The following is an 18,994-nucleotide window of genomic DNA, read 5'->3' as shown; positions in this document are numbered from 1 at the left end:
GGCCCGCGCCGTTGCGCATCAGGCGCGTTGCGAGTCCAGCGCTTCCTGGTTGCGTTCGACGTCCTGCGCCTTGGCGTAGCTTTCGGCCAGCAACTGGTACGACGGGAAAATGCCGCCGTAGATTTCCGCCCATTGCGCCGCGTCGTCGCGGTGCCAGGTGCGTTGCAGTTCCGACGCCACCGCGGCGGTGTCCATCGGCACCACGCCGGCCTGGACCACGCGCGCCAGCGTGATTTCCTGCGCCATCTTCGAATAGGTGCCCGAGGCGTCGATCACGGCGAACACCTGGTAGCCGTCGGCCACCGCGGCAATGCTGGGAAAGGCCATGCAGACGCTGGTGATGGTGCCGGCGATGATCAGCTGCTTGCGGCCCGTGGCCTTGACCGCGGCAACGAAGTCGGGATTGTCCCAGGCGTTGATCTCGCCACGGCGCGCGACGTACTTGGCATGCGGCGCGTTCTGGTGGATTTCGGGGATCAGCGGACCATTGGGACCTTGCGGCACCGAGGCGGTGGTGATCACCGGCATCTTGGTCAGCGTGGCCATCCTGGCCAGCGCCGAGGCGTGGGCGCGCACGGTGGTGAAGGGCAGGTCGCCGATGGTCTGGAACAGGCCGCTCTGATGGTCGATCAGCAGCATCGCGGCCTGGTCCGGAACGATGACCGGACGGGCGCCATTGAAGTTCGCGGGTTGGCTCATGACGGGACTCCTTGGGGGTGGGTAAGCAGAGTCGTCACGATAATTTGCGGACGATGACGGCACTAGTAGGCCAAATTTGCCATCAGCGTTCCAAAAACAGGACGATAGCGCGGTCCGCGCGACGGCGCGCTAGGGAAAGGCCATCAACCCGTCCGCCTCGCCCGCGCCCGGATCGACCAGGTCGACCCGGTCCGGCGCCATCTCGCGCACCAGCCGCGTCAGCACGCGCGCGAACTCGCGCGCCTGTTCCGATGGCGCATAGGAACTGGGCAGCAGGAAGCCATACGGCATGGTCAGGCGTGGCTCGAAGTCGCGCAGTACGATGCCGGGCACGTTGGCCGCCAGGATCGGATCGGCCAGCGCGATGCCCATGCCCAGCGCCGCCAGTTGGCAGGCGGACTGGCCCGACGAGGTTTCCATCACCAGCCGCAGGCGCAGGCCGCGTTTTTCCATCAGGTCGTCGATGTGCTGGCGCAGCAGGGTGAAGGGACGCAGGGCGATGAAGGGTTCGTCCTCGATGTCGTCGACCGTGACGACGCGCCGGGCCGCCAGCCGGTGGCCTTCCGGCATGGCGATCACCAGGCGCACCTGGGCAAAGGTGCGCGAACGGATGCCGGGAAAGTCGATCGGCAGCGCGGCCACGCCCAGGTCGAACTGCTGCCCCGACATCCACAGGCCGACGTCCACCCGCGAGCGCACTTCCAGCGACACCCTGACCTTGGGATGGCTGCGCGCGAAATCGGCGATGGCGCGCGGCGTGACGCTGTAGGCGAAGTAGGGCTGGGTCAGGATGCGCAGCCAGGCGTCCTGCTGGGTGCGGATCGAGTCGGCGATGCGCGAGACTTCTTCGAAACCGGCCAGGATGTGGCGCGTGCCTTCGTAGAAGCGCAGGCATTCCTGGGTCGGGATCAGGCCGCGCCCCTGGCGCAGGAACAGCGGAAAGCCGACTTCATCCTCCAGCGCCGAGATCAGGCGGCTGATCTGCGGCTGCGTGCGGTGGATGCGGTGCGAGGCTTCGGTGACGCTGCCGGTCTCGAGCACGGCGCGCAGCGCCTGCAGGCGGTTCAGGCGCATAGGGACAAACCCCGACAGGCGGCGCGAGGCGGGCGGGCACGGACCGGCGCCTGCCCCAGGGCAGGGCGGCCTGGCGGCGGCAACACATTACAAAAGCGCATGAATCAATACTCCAAACGAAATTGACGCATGAATTCACGCAATCTTAGGATCATCCCACCTTCAACGAAAGAGGCGCGGCGTGAATATCCTGGACAGACCGGTTTCCGTGGGCGGACCCGCGGCACTTTTTCCCGATGACCGCAATGGCATCGAGCAGCTCGACTGGAGCAATGTCGGCGACGCGTTCCCGATCAAGCAACGGCGGGCCTACCTGAACAACGCGTCGATCGGCGCGCTGAGCCTGCCGGTGGTGGCGGCCGTGAACCGCTTCATGGAGGACGTGCGCGACAACGGCCGCAACGCCTATCCCGAGTGGTGCCGCTACGCCGAGGAGACCATCAAGGCCCGCATCGGCCGTCTGATCGGCGCGCACCGCGACGAGATCGCCTACGTCAAGAACACCACCGAAGGCCTGGTGCACGTGGCCAACGGCTTTCCCTGGCGCGATGGCGACAACCTGATCCTGGCCGACATCGAATACCCGTCCAACGTGTATTGCTGGATGAAGCTGGCCGCGCGCGGGGTTACCATCCGCTGGGTGAAGAACCGCAACGGCCGCATCCTGGTGGACGATATCCGCAAGCTGATGGACGACCGCACCCGCCTGGTGTCGCTGAGCGCGGTGCAGTTCTCCAATGGCTTTCGCCAGGACCTGGAGGCCACCTCCAACCTGTGCCACGAACGCGGCGTGTACTTGAACCTGGACGCGATCCAGTGGGCCGGCGCGCTGGAGCTGGACGTGGAGCGGCTGGGCATCCACTTCCTGTCGGTGGGCGGCCACAAGTGGATGCTGGCGCCGATCGGCACCGGCTATTTCTATTGCCGCAAGAGCGTGCTGGGGCTGCTGGACCCGCCCAGCGTGGGCTATCACAGCGTCGACAGCACCGAAGACCACATGCATTACCTGCTGGAGTACCGGCCCAATGCTGGTCGCTTCGAAGAGGCGCTGGCCAACTTCACCGGCATCTGGGGGCTGGATGCCGCGGTGCGGGTGCAATTGGCGTTGACGCCGGCCCGCATCGAAACCCACATCCTGGAGCTGACGGACCATGCCGGCGCCGCCCTGCAGCGCAAGGGCTACCAGATCGTCAGTTCGCGGGCGCCGGGCGAGGCGTCGGGCAACCTGTCGTTCAAGCATCCGGGCCATGACGCGCAGGAACTGGCGCAGCGCCTGCGCGACGCCGGCGTCGACCTGGCGGTGCGCGGCGGCAACTTGCGCATTTCGCCGAGCTACTACAACGATTCCAGTGAAATCGACCGGCTGGTCGAGGCGCTGCCGTCCTGACGGCGCGCCCGGCACGGACCGGCATTGTGTACAAGGGGTAAAACATGACGATGATGCATACCTGGCGCCGCCTGGCGCACCTGTTGAGCGCCTGCGCCCTGGCGGCTGGCGCCGCGGCCGCACAGGCCGCCGAGACGCCCAAGCAGGGCGGCACGCTGCGCTATGGCACGGTGTCCGAGATCGTGTCGCTCGATCCGCACGTTTATGGCGGCAGCGCCTGGAAGGTGCTGATCGAGGCGCTCTACAGCCCGCTGGCGGGCTATGACAAGAGCGGCGCGATCGTGCCGCGGCTGGCGCAAAGCTGGGAACAGCCCGACGCCCGCACCATCGTGTTCCACCTGCGGCCCGACGTGGCCTTCCAGGACGGCTCGCCGGTGACCGCCGACGACGTCAAATTCTCGCTCGACCGCATCCTGGACCCGGCCACCGGGGCCACGCTGCGCTCGAACCTGCAGGGCGCCACCGTCACCGTGGTCGATGCGGCCACCGTCAAGGTGGAAAAGCCCTCGGCCGACGCCACCATGCTGAGCGTGCTGGCCTTGCCCGAGGCCGCCATCGTCTCGCGCAAGTGGGTCGAGGGCGGCGCCAACCTGAAGCTGTCGGCCAACGGCACCGGTCCGTTCCAGCTAAAGAGCTACGAACCGGCCGTGCGCGCCAGCCTGACGCGCAACCCGCGCTACTTCGTCAGTGGCCAACCGTATCTGGACGGCGTCGACTTCCGCATGATCAAGAGCGACGACGCGCGCGTCAACGCCTTGCGCAGCCAGTCGCTGGACATGATCGACTTCGTGCCGTGGAAGGACATCGACGTGCTGCGCCGCAATGCCGGCACCCGAATCGACACCGCCGGCGGCGCTTTCATGAGCGTCTGGTTCAACACCGGCAAGAAGCCGTTCGACGACGCCCGCGTGCGCCGCGCGGTGTCCTACGCCATCGACCGCGAGGCCGTGTCCAAGGCCGCCTTCTTCGGCTACGGCAAGCCGATCTACGGCGCGCCCACGCCCGAGGATTCGCCGTACTACGACAAGTCGCTGGACGGCACCTACAAGCGCGACACCGCCAAGGCCCGCGCCCTGCTGGCCGAGGCCGGCTACGGCAACGGCGTGGACGCGTCCATGGTGGTGTTCCAGGGCCTGGGCATCTACACCACAATGGCACAGGTGGTGCAGGCCAACCTGAAGGAAGTCGGCATCAACCTGAAGCTGGAACCGGTCGAATGGGCCACGCTGGTCGAGCGCAAGAACCGCGGCGACTACGAGTCGATGATCTACGGCGTGTCGGTCAAGCTGCCCGACCCGGACGCCTACGCCTATTACCTGGGCGGCGACTCCAGCTACTGGGCCAAGCCGATAGGCTACCGCGATCCCGAGCTGGAAAAGCTGCTGGCCCAGGGCCGCGCGCTGACCGATCCCAAGGCGCGCCAGCCGATCTACCAGCAGGCGGAAAAGCGCATCCTGGAGACCAGCCCATGGGTCTTCGTGAGCTGGCGCGAGCAGGCCCAGGGCTACCTGCGCAAGGTGCAGGGCTACACCCAGCTGGGCGGGGCGCTGAGCGAAAGCAGCCCGGGCATCTCGCTGCCCACCATGTGGCTCAAGTGAGCGCGCCGGCATGCTGCCCTTTCTGCTGAGGCGCCTGGGGTCGGCCGCCATCACGCTGGCGCTGGCCACGGGCGTGGTGTTCATCGCCATCCACCTGCTGCCCGGCGATCCGGTCGCCATCATGCTGGGCGACCAGGCCGGCAGCGATCCGGTGGCCGTGGCGCGGGTGCGGGCGCAACTCGGCCTGGACCTGCCGCTGGGCACGCAGTTCACGCACTGGGCAGGCGCGCTGGCGCGCGGCGACCTGGGGGTTTCGCTACGCACCGGCGAACCGGTGGCCGACGAACTGGCGCGGCGCATTCCGCGCAGCCTGGAGCTGATCGGCGCCGGGCTGTTGATCGCCGTGCTGCTCGGCGTGCCGCTGGGCGTGGTCGCGGCGCGCTCGCGCGGCCGGCTGGCGGGCGCCCTGGCCGCGGTGATCGCGGTGGCGGGATTCTCGGCGCCGGTGTTCGTGCTGGGCATCCTGCTGGTGCTGCTGTTCAGCCTGGCGCTGGGCTGGCTGCCGTCGTCGGGCTTCGTGCCGTTCTCGGACGACCCGCTGCAGCACTGCCTGGCGCTGATCCTGCCGTCGCTCACCATCGGCCTGAACTTCATGGGCGTGGTGGCGCGCATGACGCGCGCCAGCCTGGCGGACGTGATGGGCCGCGACTACGTCAAGCTGGCCCGCGCCAAGGGCATGCCGCGCGGCCGGGCGATCCTGCGGCACGCGCTGCCGAACGCGCTGGTGCCGGTCATCGCCATCGTCGGCGTGCGCGCCGGCAACCTGCTGGGCGGCACCGTCATCATCGAGGCGCTGTTCGATTGGCCGGGCCTGAGTTCGCTGCTGGTGAGCGCGGCATTCTCGCGCGACTACCCCGTGATCCAGGGTTCGCTCCTGGCCATCTTCGCCTTGTTCATCCTGATCAGCCTGGTCATCGACCTGGCGCAGGGCTTCGTCGACCCCCGTATCCGCAGGCCTTCCGCATGATCGCATCGCTTCGTATCCCCAAGACCGGCGTGGCGGTCCGGCTGGCGCTCGGCTTCCTGGCCGTGGTGGTGCTGGCCGCCATCCTGGGCCCGGCGCTGGGCCTGGCCGATCCGTACCGCATCGACGCCGCCAACCTGCTGTCCTCGCCGTCCTGGCGGCACTGGCTGGGCACCGACGAACTGGGCCGCGACCTGCTGGCGCGGGCGGTCCACGGCGCCCGGGTGTCGCTGTCGGTGGCCGCGGCGGCGGTGATCCTGGCGGGCGTGCTGGGCGTGGCGCTCGGCGTCGGCGTGGCCTTCCTGGGCCGGCGCGCCGAGGCCGCCGCGATCCGCGTGGTCGACGTCTTCGTGTCGCTGCCGGAGATCTTCGTGGCGCTGGTGGTGCTGGCCTTCATCGGCGGCAATCTGCCGACGCTGGTGGGCACCATCGGCATCCTGTACGCGCCCCAGTTCGCCCGCGTTGCCTGGGGCGTGGCGCGCGGCATCCGGGCGCGTGAACACGTGCTGGCGGCCAGTTCGCTGGGCGCGGGCAGCGGCTGGATCATCTGGCACGAGGTGCTGCCCAATATGCGCTCGATCATCGCGGTGCAGGCTTCGTTCACGTTCTCGTTCGCCATGCTGCTGGAGGCCGGCCTGAGCTTTCTCGGCCTGGGCGTGCGGCCGCCGGTGCCTTCCTGGGGGCAGATGGTGGGATCGCTCAAGGATTACCTGTTCACCAATCCGTGGCCGGTGCTGGTGCCGGCGCTGGCGCTGTTCTTCACCGTGCTGGCCGTCAACGTGCTCGGCGACTGGCTGCAGGACGCGCTCAATCCGGAGTTGCAACGATGAGCCACGACGCCGACGTGCTGCTGGCGGTCAGGAACCTGACCGTCGATTTCGACACCCCGCAAGGGCCGTTCGCCGCGGTCAAGGGCGTGGACCTGACGCTGCGGCGCGGCGAGGTGGTGTGCCTGGTGGGCGAATCCGGCTCCGGCAAATCCGTCACGGGCTTTTCCCTGATGGGCCTGGTGGACCCGCCCGGGCGGGTGGCGGCCGATTCGCTGCGCTTTGACGGCCGCGACCTGCTGCGCGCGACCGAGAGCGAGCGGGATGCCCTGCGCGGCAAGGAGATGGCGATGGTGTTCCAGGAACCGATGACCGCGCTCAATCCCGGCCGAACCGTGGGCAGCCAGATCGCCGAGGTCATCCGCCTGCACGGCCAGGCGGGCCGCAAGGCGGCCTGGGAGCGCGCCGTGGCGCTGCTGGAGCGGGTCGGCATCCGCGAGCCGGCGCAACGCGCCAAGGCCTATCCGCATGAGCTTTCGGGCGGAATGCGGCAGCGGGTCATGATCGCGATCGCCTGCGCGCTGTCGCCCAAGCTCATCATCGCCGACGAGCCGACCACCGCGCTGGACGTGACGGTGCAGGCCCAGGTGCTGGAACTGCTATTCTCGATCCAGGCCGAAACCGGCGCCGCCGTGCTGTTCATCACCCATGACCTGGGCGTGGTGGCCGAGATCGCCGATCGGGTGGTGGTGTTGCGGGCGGGCGAAGTGGTGGAGGAGGGCATGGTGCAGCAGATCTTCGCGCGCCCGGCGCATCCCTACACCCAGGCGCTGCTGGCCGCCGTGCCGGACGTGGACGCGCCGCGCGACCGCGCCCGCCGCCTGGCGCCACCGGCGCGGGCCGCCGTCCGGGGAGCCACGCCATGACCGATTTCATCCTGCGCGCCGAAGGCGTCACCAAAGACTATGTCGCCGCCCGCGGCCTGCTGGGCCGGCCGACCCGCGTGGTGCACGCGGTCAAGGGCGTCAGCCTGGCGATGGCCGCCGGCACCACGCTGGCCCTGGTGGGCGAGTCGGGCTCGGGCAAGAGCACGCTGGGCCGCTGCATCGCCGGCCTGCTGCGGCCCAGCGCGGGCCGCATCCATCTGGCCGGCCATGACGTCGGCCAACTGGCCGGTCCCGCGCTGCGCGCCTTCCGGCGCCAGGTGCAGACCATCTTCCAGGACCCGTACTCCAGCCTGAATCCGCGCCGCACGGCAGGGGACGCCATCATGGACGGCATGGTGATCCACCGGCTGCACACGCCCGACGAACGCCGCGCGCGCATGCTCGCGCTGCTGCAACGGGTGGGGCTGCGGCCCGAACACGCGCAGCGTTTTCCGCACCAGTTCTCGGGCGGCCAGCGCCAGCGCATCGCGATCGCCCGGGCGCTGGCGCTGGAACCGCGCTTCATCATCGCCGACGAGGCGGTGTCGGCGCTGGACGTGTCGGTCAAGGCGCAGGTGCTGGATCTGCTGGCCGACCTGCAGGCCGAGCATGGACTGACCTACCTGTTCATCTCGCACGACCTGGGCGTGGTGCGGCACTTCGCCGACCGCGTGGCCATCATGGCCGCGGGCGAGCTGGTGGAAGAGGGCGAGTGCGACCGCATCTTCGAGGCGCCGGCGCACGACTACACCCGCAAGCTGATCACCGCGGTGCCGCGGCCCGATCCGACGCGCAGGCGCCTTCGTCCGCCGGCGGGGCAGGGCCGGCCGGCTTGATCCACGTCAAGGCAAGGGGCTGATCGCCGCGCGATTGGCCTTTCCGTGCGTCCTACAGCGACCCGCGGGGCCTTTTTCACGGTGCCCTGCGTGCTACCATCCGCGACTTCAAGAGGATGCGAATGCACACAGGCGCCGTTGCCCGAAGACGCTGCACCGCGCTGGTCGCGGTGTTCCTGTTCGTCTTCCAGGCGCTGATCGCTTCCGCCGCATTGGCCGGGCCCAGCACCGCGCCCGGCGCCACCACCATCATCTGCACCGCCAGCGGACCGCGTGTGGTCACGCTGGACGCTGGCGGCGGCCTCGCGCAGGACGTGCAGCAGCATAGCGGCGCATTGCCGCATTGCTGTTTCGCCGGGTGCGCCATGCTGGGCGGCGCGGCGCTGCCCGGGCTGGCGTTGCTGGCCTGGCTGTTGCCCAGCGCGCCGCTGGCGCTGCCGGCGCCCACCATCGATATCCATTTCTCCAGCGCGCAGGCGCGGTTGCCACGGCAGCCGCGCGCGCCCCCTCTGTTGGCCTGAACCCCGTCCTTTCCATTTTTTGCTGGCGCGCACCGATGCGGCCCGCGTGGTCGCGCGCGTCCAGCCTGTTCAGATCCAGAGAATCCCATGCGCAAGAAAAAGGAAATCCTGCGGGCCAGCTGCCTGGCCACCGCGTTGGCGGCGGCATTGCCCGCCTGGTCGAACACCGTCGACAGCGACGGCATCACGATGACCGACCCGGTGGTCATCACCGGCGTGGCGCCAAGCGCCCCGCTGACCGTCACCACCGATCCAAAGATCCCGCGCCAGCCGCTGCCGGCCAGCGACGGCACCGACTATCTCAAGACCATCCCGGGCTTCTCGGCCGTGCGCAACGGCGGGACCAACGGCGATCCGGTGCTGCGCGGCATGTTCGGTTCACGCCTGAACATACTGACCGATGGCACCTCGATGCCGGGCGCCTGCCCGGCGCGCATGGACGCGCCCAGTTCGTACATTTCGCCCGAGAACTTCGACAAGCTCACCGTCATCAAGGGTCCGCAGACGGTGCTGTGGGGGCCGGGCGCCTCGGCCGGCACCATCAAGTTCGACCGCGACTCGCCGCATTTCACCGAGCCCGGCGTCCGCTTCGATGGCAGCCTGCAGGGCGGATCAAACGGCCGCAACGACCAGGCCGCCGACCTGACGGTGGGCAACGACAAGGTCTACACCCGCTTCACGGCCAATCACTCGCATTCGCAGGACTACAAGGATGGCGACGGCAACACCGTGCCGTCGCGCTGGGACAAATGGAATGCCGACGTGACGCTGGGCTTCACGCCCGACGCCGATACGGTCTATGAATTGACGGCGGGCACCGGCGACGGCCAGGCGCGCTATGCCGGCCGCGGCATGGACGGCTCGCAGTTCAAGCGCGAGAGCTTCGGGCTGCGCGCCGAGAAGCGCAACCTGGGCGGCATGCTGGACAAGCTGGAGGCGCAGCTCTACTACAACTACGCCGACCACGTGATGGACAACTACACCCTGCGCAAGCCGGACCCGCACGGCATGATGCCGATGGCGATGGCCTCCAACGTGGACCGCGCCACCTGGGGCGGCCGCATCGCCGGCACCTGGAACCTGGCGCCCGACCTGAGCCTGGTGACGGGCCTGGACTTCCAGCAAAGCCGCCATCGCTCGCGCAAGGGCAGCGCCAAGGTTTCGTACCGCGCCAACAGCTGGATCAAGGACGCGAGCTTCGCCAACACCGGGGTATTCGGTGAACTGACCTGGCATGCCGCCGACGACAGCCGCGTCATCGGCGGCGCGCGCGTGGACTGGGCCTCGGCCAAGGACTTCCGGCGCGAGACCGGCTCCAGGATGATGCTCAGGCCCAACCCCACGGCCGGCGAGCGCCGCAACGACACGCTGCCCAGCGGCTTCCTGCGCTATGAACGCGATCTGGCCGCGCTGCCGGCCACCGTCTACATCGGCCTGGGCCACGCGGAGCGCTTCCCCGACTACTGGGAGCTGTTTTCGCCGACCAAGGGGCCGGACGGTTCGGTCAACGCGTTCCGCGGCGTCAAGCCGGAAAAGACCACGCAACTGGACCTGGGCGCGCAATACAAGACCGATACGCTCGACGCCTGGGTGTCGGGCTATGCGGGCTACGTGGACGACTTCATCCTGTTCGACTATGGCAAGGGCGGCATGGGAGGCATGGGCGCGACCGCCCAGGCGCGCAATGTCGACGCGCGCATTGCCGGCGGCGAGCTGGGCGTGTCGTACCAGGTCGCGCCGCGCTGGAAACTGGGCGGCACCTTGGCGTATGCGTGGGGCCAGAACCGCAGCGACGGCCGCCCCATGCCGCAGATGCCGCCGCTCGAAGCCCGGCTCAGCGCCGCTTACGACGATGGCACCTGGTCCGCGGGCGCCCTGTGGCGCGTGGTGGCCGCGCAGCGCCGCTACGCCCTCGAGCAGGGCAACGTCGTCAGCAAGGACTTCGGCCCGAGCGCCGGCTTCGGCGTGTTTTCGCTCAACGGCGGCTACGCGTTCAGCAAGCAGGTGCAACTGTCGCTGGGCGTGGACAACCTGTTCGACAAGACCTATGCCGAGCACTTGAACCTGGCGGGCGACGCCGGTTTCGGCTTTGCCGCCAACACGGCCTTCAATGAACCCGGGCGCACCTTCTGGGCGCGCCTGAGCTTCAAGTACTGAGCGCCGTCCGGATCCGCTTGAGATCCCGGTCCAGTTCGATGCGCATCGCTTTCAGCAACGCCCGCGCGTTCTCTGAAAGCGGTGTGCCGGGCCGGAACACCAGCAGGCAGGCAAAGCCGATGTCCAGTTCCAGCGGCTTGATGGTCAGCCCGCGCGCCAGGTAGTCCAGCGCCATGACCGGATGCACCAGGCCGATGCCGACGCCGTGCAGCGCGAACTCGCAGACGGAATTGGAATAGGGCGTCTCCAGCACCGGCCGCAGCGCCAGGCCCTGGTCGTGCAGCGCCGTTTCCAGGCGCCGGCGGCTGGCGTCCTCGGGGTTGAGCGCGATGAAGGGATGCTCGGTCAGGTCGCGCAGCGTGATGCGCGGCCGCGCCGCCAGCGGATGGCGGCTGTGCATGGCGATCACGCCCGGCACCCGCAGGAATTCCGAGTGTTCCAGGCCGGCCACCGACAGTTCGTCGGCCATCAGGCCGAAATCGAGTTGCCCGGCCGTGACCTGCTGCAGCACCTCGCGCGAACTCATGATCTGGAACGACATCTGGATGCGGCGGTCCTGCAGGCCGAACGCGGCGATCGCGCGCGGCATGAAGCCGGTGCCCAGCGCCGGCAGCGACCCCACCGCCAGGCGCCCGACGCCGAACGATTTGAGGCTGCGGATGCGGTGCTCGATCAGCTCGAAGCCGGCGAAGCAGCGGTCCACTTCCTCCATCAGCGCGCCGGCCTCCTGGGTCGGCACCAGCCGCCCGCGCACGCGCTCGAACAGGCGCAGTTCCGATGAGGTTTCCAGCTTGCGGATGGCCTGGCTCACCGCCGGCTGCGAAATGCCCAGCAGGGTGGCGGCCTTGCTGGTGGTGCCGGCCTGCATCACGGCCCGGAAGACCTGGATCTCGCGCATGTCCATCTATAAGTCCCGCTTATTGACTAAGTTTCTTCGATTGTTGAGGCAATGGTAGGAAAGGCAGACACTGGCGCTGTTCCCGATCACTCCTAAGCCCAGCAAATAGATTAGATGAAAGCTATCAATCAGACTAATAGAGATTTCGCCAGTCTCTCGCCCGCCGTGCAGCGCGCCTCGACCGTGGTGTTCGACTCGCTCGACGCCTTCGTCAACCGCAAGCACCGCCAGCCCGACGGCTTCAGCTACGGCGTCACCGGCACGCCCACGGCGCGCCTGCTGGAAGACCGCATCGCCGCGCTCGAAGGCGGCCGCCACTGCGTCATCACGCCGTCCGGCGCGGCGGCGCTGATGACGGTGGTGATGGGCTTCGTGCGCGGCGGCGACCACCTGCTGCTGTCGGCCGCCTGCTATGGCGCGCTCAAGACCTTCGGCGAGAAGTGGCTGGCGCACATGGGCGTGGACGTGGAACTGTACGACCCGTCGATCGGCGCCGGCATCGAGGCGCTGATCCGCCCGGCCACCCGCATGATCTGCATCGAGGCGCCCGGCACCGTCACCATGGAAATGGCCGACGTGCCCGCCATCGCCGCCGCCGCGCGGCGCCACGGCGTGCTGACCATGATGGACAACACCTGGGCCAGCCCGCTGGGCTTCCAGCCGCTGGCGCACGGCGTCGACTTCAGCGTCGAGGCCGCCACCAAGTTCTTCGGCGGCCATTCCGACGTGCTGATGGGCAGCATCAGCATGAACGACGCCGACCACTACGCCGTGCTGCGCGAGACCCAGAGCATCCTCGGCCAGCAGGTCAGCCCGGACGACTGCTTCCTGGTGCTGCGCGGCCTGGAGACGCTGGCGCTGCGGCTGCGCGCGCAGAGCGACGCGACCCTGCGCGTGGCCGAGTGGCTGCAGGCGCAGCCGCAGGTCGAGCGCCTGTTGTATCCGCCGCTGCCCTCCGACCCGGGCCATGGCCTGTGGCAGCGCGACTTCCGCACCAACGGCTGCCTGTTCTCGATGGTGCTGGCGCCGGCGCCCGAGGCGGCCTTCAACGGTTTCTTCGACTCACTGCGGCATTTCGCCATCGGCGCCAGCTGGGGCGGGGTGCACAGCCTTGCCGCCTATTACCCGGCGGGGCTGCAGGCCGGCCGTGCCTTCCCGGCGACCGACCGGCCCATCGTGCGCCTGTCGATCGGCCTGGAGGAGGTCGACACGCTCAAGGACGACCTGCGCGGCGCGCTGGCGGCCTACCAGGCGCAACGCTGAACGCGCGGCGGGCGCCGTCGCTCGCCCGCGCGGCCGGAGCCTTCCGGCGCACCTGTTCAACACCGGCCGGCCTCGCATGGCCGACCGGCTCGAAGCGCCCCGAGGCGCTCACCACATAGCAAGGGGAATTGCCATGTTCAGCTTCAAGCAGACTTACCGTTGTCTCGCCCTGGCCATCGCGGCCTGCGCCCCGGCCGCCGTGCCGCTCCCGGCACAGGCCCAGGCCGCCGCCCAACCCGCGGCGCAACCCACGGCGCCCGCGACCGGCGCCTCGCCGGTGGCGGCCGCGGTCACCCAGACCAACAGTCCCACGGTGGACCAGATCCGCGCCCGCGGCTACGTCATCTGCGGTTCCGGCCATGGCACCACCGGCTTTTCGGCGCCCGACAAGGACGGCAACTGGAAGGGCCTGGACGTCGACACCTGCCGCGCCATCGCGATCGCGGTGCTGGGCGACGCCAGCAAGACGCGCTTCGTGCCGCTGACGGGCCAGCAACGCCTGACCGCCTTGCAGACCGGCCAGATCGACGTCCTGCCGCGCACCACCTCGTGGACCCTGCGGCGCGATGCCAACGGCATCAACTTCACCTACCCGAATTACTACGAGTACGACGCCTTCATGGTGCGCAAGGACCTGGGCATCACCCAGACCAAGGACATGAACGGCGCCACCATCTGCGTGCAGACCGGCTCGACCAACGAGGTCACGGTGGCCGACCTGTCGCGCAAGTTCAAGCTGGGCCTGAAGACCGTGCTGTTCGACAACGTCGCGGCCTCGCGCCAGGCGTTCTTCTCCGGGCGCTGCGACGGCCTGATCACCGACGCCTCGGCGCTGGCGGCGGTGCGCGCGACCCAGGCGCAGAACCCGGACGACTACGTGATCTTCCCGGCCAGCGGCCACAGCGAGGCGCTGACGCCGTCGGTGCGCCACGGCGACGACCGCTGGTTCGACATCGTCAAGTGGGTCATCCAGGTGCCGATCGCGGCCGAGGACATGGGCATCACCCAGGCCAACGTCGACGACATGCTCAAGTCCGACGATCCGCGCATCGCCCGCTTCCTGGGCAAGGAGCCGGGCAACGGCAAGGCGCTGGGGCTGGATGAGCGCTGGGCCTACAACATCGTCAAGCAGCTGGGCAACTACGGCGAGATCTTCGAGCGCAACGTCGGCAAGAACAGCCCGATGAAGCTCGAGCGCGGCATGAACCGCCTGTATCGCGACGGCGGCCTGATGTACCCGTACGTCTTCAACTGATCGGCGGCCGAGTCTCATCATGTTCAAGCGACTCTGGTTCGACGGCCGCGCCCGGTCCGTCCTGGCGCAGCTGCTGATCGCCGGCGCCTTCGTCGGCGGCGTGGGCTGGCTGGCCTGGAACGCCCACGCCAACCTGACCCAGCGCGGCATCGCCATGGGGTTCGACTACCTTGGCGAGGCGGCCCGTTTTCCCATCGCCGAAAGCCTGCTGGCGTACCAGCCGACCGACAGCTACGGCCGCGCCTTCCTGGTGGGGCTGGCCAACACGCTGTACATCTCGGCGCTGGTGATCGTGGCCTCGACGCTGCTGGGCTTCGGCCTGGCGCTGGCGCGCCGCAGCCGCCATCCGCTGGTGACGGGCCTGGCCACGGCCTACCTGGAAGCCGTGCGCAACACGCCGCTGGTGGTGCAATTGCTGTTCTGGTACAGCCTGGTGACGATCAACCTGCCGCCGGCGCGGCAGGCGCTGCAACCGCTGCCGGGCGTGTTCCTGTCGGTGCGCGGGCTGTTCTTTCCCAGCCTGTCGCTGCAGGGCGACACGCAGCCGCTGTGGTGGGCGCTGGGCGCGGCGGCGCTGCTGCTGTGGGGCGCGTGGCGCCTGGTGCGACGGTCCGTGGGCGGACGCGTGCCGTGGCGCGGCCTGGGCCTGCTCGCGGCGGTCGCGCTGGTGGCGGCCGCGGCGGGGTGGGGCGGGGCGTCGCTGCACGCCGACGTGCCGGCGCTACGCGGCCTGAACTTCGCCGGCGGCAGCGCCTTCACGCCGGAATTCACCGCCTTGCTGGTGGGGCTGACGATCTATTCGGCCGCGTTTTCCGGCGAGATCATCCGCGGCGGCATCGACGCGGTGCCCGCCGGGCAATGGGAAGCGGCCCATTCGCTGGGCCTGAAGCCCGCCGCCGCGCTGCGCTGGATCGTGGTGCCGCAGGCGCTGCGCGTGATCATCCCGCCGATGACCAGCCAGTACCTGTCCATCATCAAGAACACCACGCTGGCGCTGGCGGTGGGCTACCCGGACCTGTCCTTCGTCATCACCACCACCATCAACCAGACCGGCCAGGCCATCGAGGGCGTGGCGGTGCTGATGGCGGTGTACCTGAGCATCAGCCTGAGCGTGTCGCTCTTCATGAACCTGTACAACCGCCGCATCCTGAGGACGCAACGCGCATGAGCCTGTCCCATCCTTCCTCCCTGCCGCCGCAGGCCCTGCGGCCGCCGCGCGAGCGCCGCGACAGCGCCTGGCACCGCCTGTTCGGCAGCGCCGCCAGCGCGCTCGCCACGGTGGCCACGCTGGCGCTGGTGCTGGCCGCTGCCGGCAAATTACTGAACTGGGCGGTGCTCGATGCCGTCTGGCCAGGCGCCACGGGCGATGTCTGCCGTCAGGCCAGCGGCGCCTGCTGGGCCTTCCTGGGCGAAAAGATGCGCCAGATCCTGTTCGGCATCTATCCGCCCGGCGAGCAATGGCGGCCCACCGTGGTCTGCCTGTTCATCCTGGCGATGACGGTGTTCTCGCTCAGCCCGCGCCAATGGCGCGCGCGCACGGCGGTCATCTGGATCGCGGGGCTGCTGGCGGGCCTGGCGCTGATGCAGGGCGGCATGTTCGGCCTGGCGCGGGTGCCGACCTCGTCGTGGGGCGGCCTGCCGATCACGCTGCTGCTGGCGGTATGCGCCTTGGGCGCCGGACTGCCGCTGGGCGTGCTGCTGGCGCTGGGACGCCGCGGCAGCCTGCCGACGGCGCGCTTCATCAGCATCGGCGTGATCGAACTGATCCGGGGGCTGCCGCTGGTCAGCCTGCTGTTCATGGCGTCTATCGTGTTGCCCATCATGCTGCCGGCCGGCATGACCATCGACAGCCTGCTGCGCGCCGGCATCGCGCTGACGGTGTTCTCGGCCGCGTATCTGGCCGAGGTGATCCGCGGCGGCCTGCAGGCGATCCCGCCCGGGCAGGCCGAGGCCTCGCGCGCGCTGGGGCTGTCGTGGTGGCAGATGACGCGGCTGGTGGTGCTGCCGCAGGCGCTGCGCAAGGTGATCGCGCCGCTCACCAATACCGCCATCGTGATGATCAAGAACACCAGCCTGGTGCTGATCGTGGGCCTGTTCGACCTGCTCAGCTCGGGGCGCGCGGCGCTGACCGATCCGGCCTGGCCCACCCCCTACGTCGAGACCTATCTCTTCATTGCATCGATCTATTTCTGCATCTGCTTCGGCCTGTCGCGCTATTCGATGTGGCTGGAGCATCGCTATAAAAAAGGGGAACTCCGATGACCACGCCTTCCGCCGCCACGCCGCCCGCCATCGCCATCGCCGGCATGCACAAGTGGTATGGCGAATTCCATGTGCTGCAGGACATCAACCTGCAGGTCCGGGCAGGCGAGCGCCTGGTGATCTGCGGGCCGTCCGGTTCCGGCAAGTCCACCATGATCCGCTGCATCAACCGGCTCGAACGCCATCAGCAGGGCTCCATCGTGGTCAACGGCGTCGAGCTGACCGACGACCTGCGCGCCGTGGACGGCGTGCGCACCGATGCCGGCATGGTGTTCCAGCACTTCAACCTGTTCCCGCACCTGACGGTGCTGGAGAACTGCATCCTGGCGCCGACCCAGGTGCGGCGCATGGCGCGCGCCCAGGCGGTGGATCTGGCCATGCGCTACCTGGAGCGGGTGCGCATTCCCGACCAGGCCGGCAAGTATCCCGGCCAGCTGTCGGGCGGGCAGCAGCAGCGCGTGGCCATCGCCCGTTCGCTCTGCATGCAGCCGCGCATCATGCTGTTCGACGAGCCGACCTCGGCGCTGGACCCCGAGATGGTCAAGGAGGTGTTGGACACCATGACCTCCCTGGCCGAGGACGGCATGACCATGCTGTGCGTGACCCACGAGATGGGTTTTGCCCGCAACGTCGCCGACCGGGTGGTGTTCATGGACGGCGGCCGCATCATCGAGATGGGCGAGCCGGGCGATTTCTTCGACAACCCGAGGCACGAGCGCACGCGGGCGTTCCTGGAGCGCATCCTGCATTGAGGGCAGGGCGGCGGACGCGGTCGGAGCGCGGGGGTTTGTTTATGAAAATGGAAACCATTATCATGCATGCCTCTGTTGATTGCGCGCCATGTCCTTGCGTCCGTCCCGCCCATCCGGCTTTCTGGCCTATTACGAAGAACTGCTCGCGGTCTGGACCCGCAAGCTGGGCTGCCGTGACGCCGCGCGCGACCTGGCCCACGACGCGCTGGTGAAGTGCCTGGAAACCGATCCGGCGCAGGTGGAGCAACCGCGCGCCTACCTGCACCAGGCCGCGCGCAACATGGCCGTGGACCAATTCCGCCGCGATGCCGGGCAGGAATGGGTGCCGCTTGATACCATTGCCCACCACGCCAGTCCGCTGGGCGACCCGATGGCCCAGGCGCGCACCGGCCAGCTGGGCCAGGCGCTGGAAGCGGCGCTGGCGGAATTGCCGCTCAAGTGCCGCCAGGTGTTCGTCTGGCAGCGGCTGGAAGGCCTGACGCAGGCCGAGATCGCCGAGCGCATGGGATTGAGCAAGAACATGGTCGAGAAATACATGATCCGTACCGCCCTGCATCTGCGCGAACGGCTGGGGGCGTATGCGCCCAGCTGACGCCGCATCGCCCGCAAACGCCGGCCACGACGCCGGCCGCGACGTCGTCCGCGCCGAAGCGGCGCGTTGGTTCGCGCGCGCCCATTCCGGCGAATGGGACGCGGCGCGGGAACAGGCGCGCGCCGACTGGCTGGCCGCCGATCCGCGCCATGCCTACGAATACCGCCTGCTGGAATCGATCTGGCAGGCGGCCGGCGCCGTCGCGCCAGAACGCCTGCGCGCCCTGGCCGAAGCGCCGCGCCGGACGGCCCGTTCCGGACGGCGAGCCGCGCTGGCCTTGAGCCTGGGCGCCGCGATCATCGCCGTGGGCGGCTGGGCGCTGTGGCCGCGCGGCGCGGGCTGGACCGAATACCGGACACAGGTTGGCGAACTGCGCAGCGTGGCGCTGCCGGACGGCTCGCGCGCCGAATTGAACAGCCGCAGCCACATCCGCGTGCGCTTCGGCGAGGCCGAGCGGCGCGTCGAGCTGGTGGCGGGGGAGGCGCTGTTCTCGGTCGAAAAGAACACCGGCCGCCCCTTCGTGGTGGACGCCGGCCTGGGCACCGCGGTGGTGACCGGCACGCGCTTCGACGTGCGCCGTGACGCCGAACAGGTACGGGTGCTGGTGGAGTCCGGCTCGGTCAAGGTGGCCGGCGCGCGCGATGCCGCGGCCGTGCCCGTGGGGCCGGGCCAGGGCGTCCACATCGACGCGGCGGGCCAGGCCGACCGGCCCGCGCCCGCCGACCTGGCCGCGACGCTGGCCTGGCGCGGCGGCCAGATCCGCTTCAGCGATACCGACCTGGCCAGCGCGGCGCGGGAAGTGTCGCGCTATCGGCAGCATCCGATCGTGCTGGCGCCGGGGGTGGAGCACCTGACCGTGACCAGCGTGTTCCAGACCCGCGACACCGACGCCTTCCTGACCGCCTTGCCGCACATCCTGCCGGTACGGGTGCGCCAGCTGCCCGACGGCCGCAGCGAAATCGTGGCGCGCTGACGCTGTTACAAAATAGTTCGGCGACGCATTCAGGTTTTTCAGCCGTATTGCGTCTTCTTCTTGATTCCGT

Annotated in this window: 18 protein-coding genes; 15 read left to right on the top strand and 3 right to left on the bottom strand. The window is 69.1% G+C overall.

Going from position 1 to position 18,994, the window contains the following annotated elements; genetic code table 11:
* Positions 1-18 precede the first annotated feature (18 nt).
* Both AC6CR5_RS05600 and AC6CR5_RS05595 read right to left on the bottom strand, forming a co-directional pair.
* The gene (locus AC6CR5_RS05600; protein ID WP_006384344.1) at positions 19-699 is read right to left on the bottom strand and encodes a hydrolase; all 681 of its coding nucleotides are present in this window, start codon (positions 697-699) and stop codon (positions 19-21) included.
* Between the two features lie 129 nt (positions 700-828).
* Positions 829-1,773: a LysR family transcriptional regulator gene (locus AC6CR5_RS05595; RefSeq protein WP_006384343.1), complete on the bottom strand. Its 945-nt coding sequence runs from the start codon at positions 1,771-1,773 to the stop codon at positions 829-831.
* A gap of 181 nt (positions 1,774-1,954) precedes the next feature.
* Between AC6CR5_RS05595 and AC6CR5_RS05590 the strand changes: the two genes are divergently transcribed.
* The 8 genes from AC6CR5_RS05590 to AC6CR5_RS05555 all read left to right on the top strand — a co-directional run bounded on the left by AC6CR5_RS05590 (position 1,955) and on the right by AC6CR5_RS05555 (position 10,929).
* Entirely contained in the window at positions 1,955-3,160 is a 1,206-nt protein-coding gene (locus tag AC6CR5_RS05590) for an aminotransferase class V-fold PLP-dependent enzyme (protein WP_006384342.1), read from the top strand.
* Between the two features lie 44 nt (positions 3,161-3,204).
* Positions 3,205-4,758, top strand: a complete 1,554-nt coding sequence (locus tag AC6CR5_RS05585; protein WP_006384341.1) for an ABC transporter substrate-binding protein — start codon at positions 3,205-3,207, stop codon at positions 4,756-4,758.
* A gap of 10 nt (positions 4,759-4,768) precedes the next feature.
* A complete protein-coding gene (locus AC6CR5_RS05580) occupies positions 4,769-5,725 on the top strand; it encodes an ABC transporter permease (RefSeq protein ID WP_020927733.1) in 957 nt (318 codons plus the stop codon).
* Positions 5,722-6,552, top strand: a complete 831-nt coding sequence (locus AC6CR5_RS05575; RefSeq protein WP_054443375.1) for an ABC transporter permease — start codon at positions 5,722-5,724, stop codon at positions 6,550-6,552. The genes AC6CR5_RS05580 and AC6CR5_RS05575 overlap by 4 nt, the downstream gene beginning before the upstream one ends.
* Complete coding sequence (locus AC6CR5_RS05570; protein ID WP_024068886.1) at positions 6,549-7,415, top strand: ABC transporter ATP-binding protein; 867 nt, start codon at positions 6,549-6,551, stop codon at positions 7,413-7,415. The genes AC6CR5_RS05575 and AC6CR5_RS05570 overlap by 4 nt, the downstream gene beginning before the upstream one ends.
* The gene (locus AC6CR5_RS05565) at positions 7,412-8,251 is read left to right on the top strand and encodes an ABC transporter ATP-binding protein (RefSeq protein WP_498085317.1); all 840 of its coding nucleotides are present in this window, start codon (positions 7,412-7,414) and stop codon (positions 8,249-8,251) included. Before AC6CR5_RS05570 ends, AC6CR5_RS05565 begins: the two co-directional genes overlap by 4 nt.
* 122 nt (positions 8,252-8,373) lie before the next feature.
* The gene (locus tag AC6CR5_RS05560) at positions 8,374-8,772 is read left to right on the top strand and encodes a DUF2946 family protein (RefSeq protein WP_020927729.1); all 399 of its coding nucleotides are present in this window, start codon (positions 8,374-8,376) and stop codon (positions 8,770-8,772) included.
* A gap of 87 nt (positions 8,773-8,859) precedes the next feature.
* Positions 8,860-10,929 (top strand): TonB-dependent copper receptor, encoded by a 2,070-nt coding sequence (locus AC6CR5_RS05555; RefSeq protein WP_498085316.1) that lies wholly within the window; start codon positions 8,860-8,862, stop codon positions 10,927-10,929.
* On the opposite strand, the gene AC6CR5_RS05550 is transcribed toward AC6CR5_RS05555, so the two are convergent.
* Positions 10,919-11,833, bottom strand: a complete 915-nt coding sequence (locus AC6CR5_RS05550; RefSeq protein WP_006384141.1) for a LysR substrate-binding domain-containing protein — start codon at positions 11,831-11,833, stop codon at positions 10,919-10,921. The genes AC6CR5_RS05555 and AC6CR5_RS05550 overlap by 11 nt on opposite strands.
* 108 nt (positions 11,834-11,941) lie before the next feature.
* On the opposite strand from AC6CR5_RS05550, the gene metC reads away from it, so the two are divergent.
* From metC to AC6CR5_RS05515, 7 genes are all read left to right on the top strand, one after another.
* Positions 11,942-13,090 carry a cystathionine beta-lyase gene (gene metC, locus AC6CR5_RS05545; protein ID WP_006384140.1) on the top strand — a complete coding sequence of 383 codons (1,149 nt, stop codon included), beginning with the start codon at positions 11,942-11,944 and terminating at the stop codon, positions 13,088-13,090.
* Between the two features lie 133 nt (positions 13,091-13,223).
* The gene (locus AC6CR5_RS05540; protein ID WP_020927727.1) at positions 13,224-14,345 is read left to right on the top strand and encodes an amino acid ABC transporter substrate-binding protein; all 1,122 of its coding nucleotides are present in this window, start codon (positions 13,224-13,226) and stop codon (positions 14,343-14,345) included.
* A 19-nt stretch (positions 14,346-14,364) separates the two neighbouring features.
* Complete coding sequence (locus tag AC6CR5_RS05535) at positions 14,365-15,513, top strand: amino acid ABC transporter permease (RefSeq protein WP_498085315.1); 1,149 nt, start codon at positions 14,365-14,367, stop codon at positions 15,511-15,513.
* Positions 15,510-16,607, top strand: a complete 1,098-nt coding sequence (locus tag AC6CR5_RS05530) for an amino acid ABC transporter permease (protein WP_020927725.1) — start codon at positions 15,510-15,512, stop codon at positions 16,605-16,607. Before AC6CR5_RS05535 ends, AC6CR5_RS05530 begins: the two co-directional genes overlap by 4 nt.
* Entirely contained in the window at positions 16,604-17,359 is a 756-nt protein-coding gene (locus AC6CR5_RS05525) for an amino acid ABC transporter ATP-binding protein (RefSeq protein ID WP_053501404.1), read from the top strand. The genes AC6CR5_RS05530 and AC6CR5_RS05525 overlap by 4 nt, the downstream gene beginning before the upstream one ends.
* An 88-nt stretch (positions 17,360-17,447) precedes the next feature.
* Positions 17,448-17,951 (top strand): sigma-70 family RNA polymerase sigma factor, encoded by a 504-nt coding sequence (locus tag AC6CR5_RS05520; RefSeq protein WP_173001331.1) that lies wholly within the window; start codon positions 17,448-17,450, stop codon positions 17,949-17,951.
* Positions 17,938-18,924 carry a FecR family protein gene (locus AC6CR5_RS05515; protein WP_498085314.1) on the top strand — a complete coding sequence of 329 codons (987 nt, stop codon included), beginning with the start codon at positions 17,938-17,940 and terminating at the stop codon, positions 18,922-18,924. The genes AC6CR5_RS05520 and AC6CR5_RS05515 overlap by 14 nt, the downstream gene beginning before the upstream one ends.
* The last annotated feature ends 70 nt before the right edge of the window (positions 18,925-18,994 follow it).

This window comes from Achromobacter sp. EG18 (assembly GCF_059759395.1).
The sequence above is the reverse complement of the archived record's forward strand: the minus strand, read 5'-3'. Positions and strand labels throughout refer to the sequence as shown.

Excerpts from the sequence above, each read along its gene's own strand:
- AC6CR5_RS05560 (WP_020927729.1), top strand. The coding sequence starts at position 8,374 with ATGCACACAGGCGCCGTTGCCCGAAGACGCTGCACCGCGCTGGTCGCG.
- AC6CR5_RS05540 (WP_020927727.1), top strand. The coding sequence starts at position 13,224 with ATGTTCAGCTTCAAGCAGACTTACCGTTGTCTCGCCCTGGCCATCGCG.
- AC6CR5_RS05600 (WP_006384344.1), bottom strand. The coding sequence starts at position 699 with ATGAGCCAACCCGCGAACTTCAATGGCGCCCGTCCGGTCATCGTTCCG.
- AC6CR5_RS05515 (WP_498085314.1), top strand. The coding sequence starts at position 17,938 with ATGCGCCCAGCTGACGCCGCATCGCCCGCAAACGCCGGCCACGACGCC.
- AC6CR5_RS05535 (WP_498085315.1), top strand. The coding sequence starts at position 14,365 with ATGTTCAAGCGACTCTGGTTCGACGGCCGCGCCCGGTCCGTCCTGGCG.
- AC6CR5_RS05550 (WP_006384141.1), bottom strand. The coding sequence starts at position 11,833 with ATGGACATGCGCGAGATCCAGGTCTTCCGGGCCGTGATGCAGGCCGGC.
- AC6CR5_RS05555 (WP_498085316.1), top strand. The coding sequence starts at position 8,860 with ATGCGCAAGAAAAAGGAAATCCTGCGGGCCAGCTGCCTGGCCACCGCG.
- AC6CR5_RS05595 (WP_006384343.1), bottom strand. The coding sequence starts at position 1,773 with ATGCGCCTGAACCGCCTGCAGGCGCTGCGCGCCGTGCTCGAGACCGGC.
- AC6CR5_RS05565 (WP_498085317.1), top strand. The coding sequence starts at position 7,412 with ATGACCGATTTCATCCTGCGCGCCGAAGGCGTCACCAAAGACTATGTC.
- AC6CR5_RS05525 (WP_053501404.1), top strand. The coding sequence starts at position 16,604 with ATGACCACGCCTTCCGCCGCCACGCCGCCCGCCATCGCCATCGCCGGC.
- AC6CR5_RS05580 (WP_020927733.1), top strand. The coding sequence starts at position 4,769 with ATGCTGCCCTTTCTGCTGAGGCGCCTGGGGTCGGCCGCCATCACGCTG.
- metC (WP_006384140.1), top strand. The coding sequence starts at position 11,942 with ATGAAAGCTATCAATCAGACTAATAGAGATTTCGCCAGTCTCTCGCCC.
- AC6CR5_RS05585 (WP_006384341.1), top strand. The coding sequence starts at position 3,205 with ATGACGATGATGCATACCTGGCGCCGCCTGGCGCACCTGTTGAGCGCC.
- AC6CR5_RS05570 (WP_024068886.1), top strand. The coding sequence starts at position 6,549 with ATGAGCCACGACGCCGACGTGCTGCTGGCGGTCAGGAACCTGACCGTC.
- AC6CR5_RS05530 (WP_020927725.1), top strand. The coding sequence starts at position 15,510 with ATGAGCCTGTCCCATCCTTCCTCCCTGCCGCCGCAGGCCCTGCGGCCG.
- AC6CR5_RS05575 (WP_054443375.1), top strand. The coding sequence starts at position 5,722 with ATGATCGCATCGCTTCGTATCCCCAAGACCGGCGTGGCGGTCCGGCTG.
- AC6CR5_RS05520 (WP_173001331.1), top strand. The coding sequence starts at position 17,448 with ATGTCCTTGCGTCCGTCCCGCCCATCCGGCTTTCTGGCCTATTACGAA.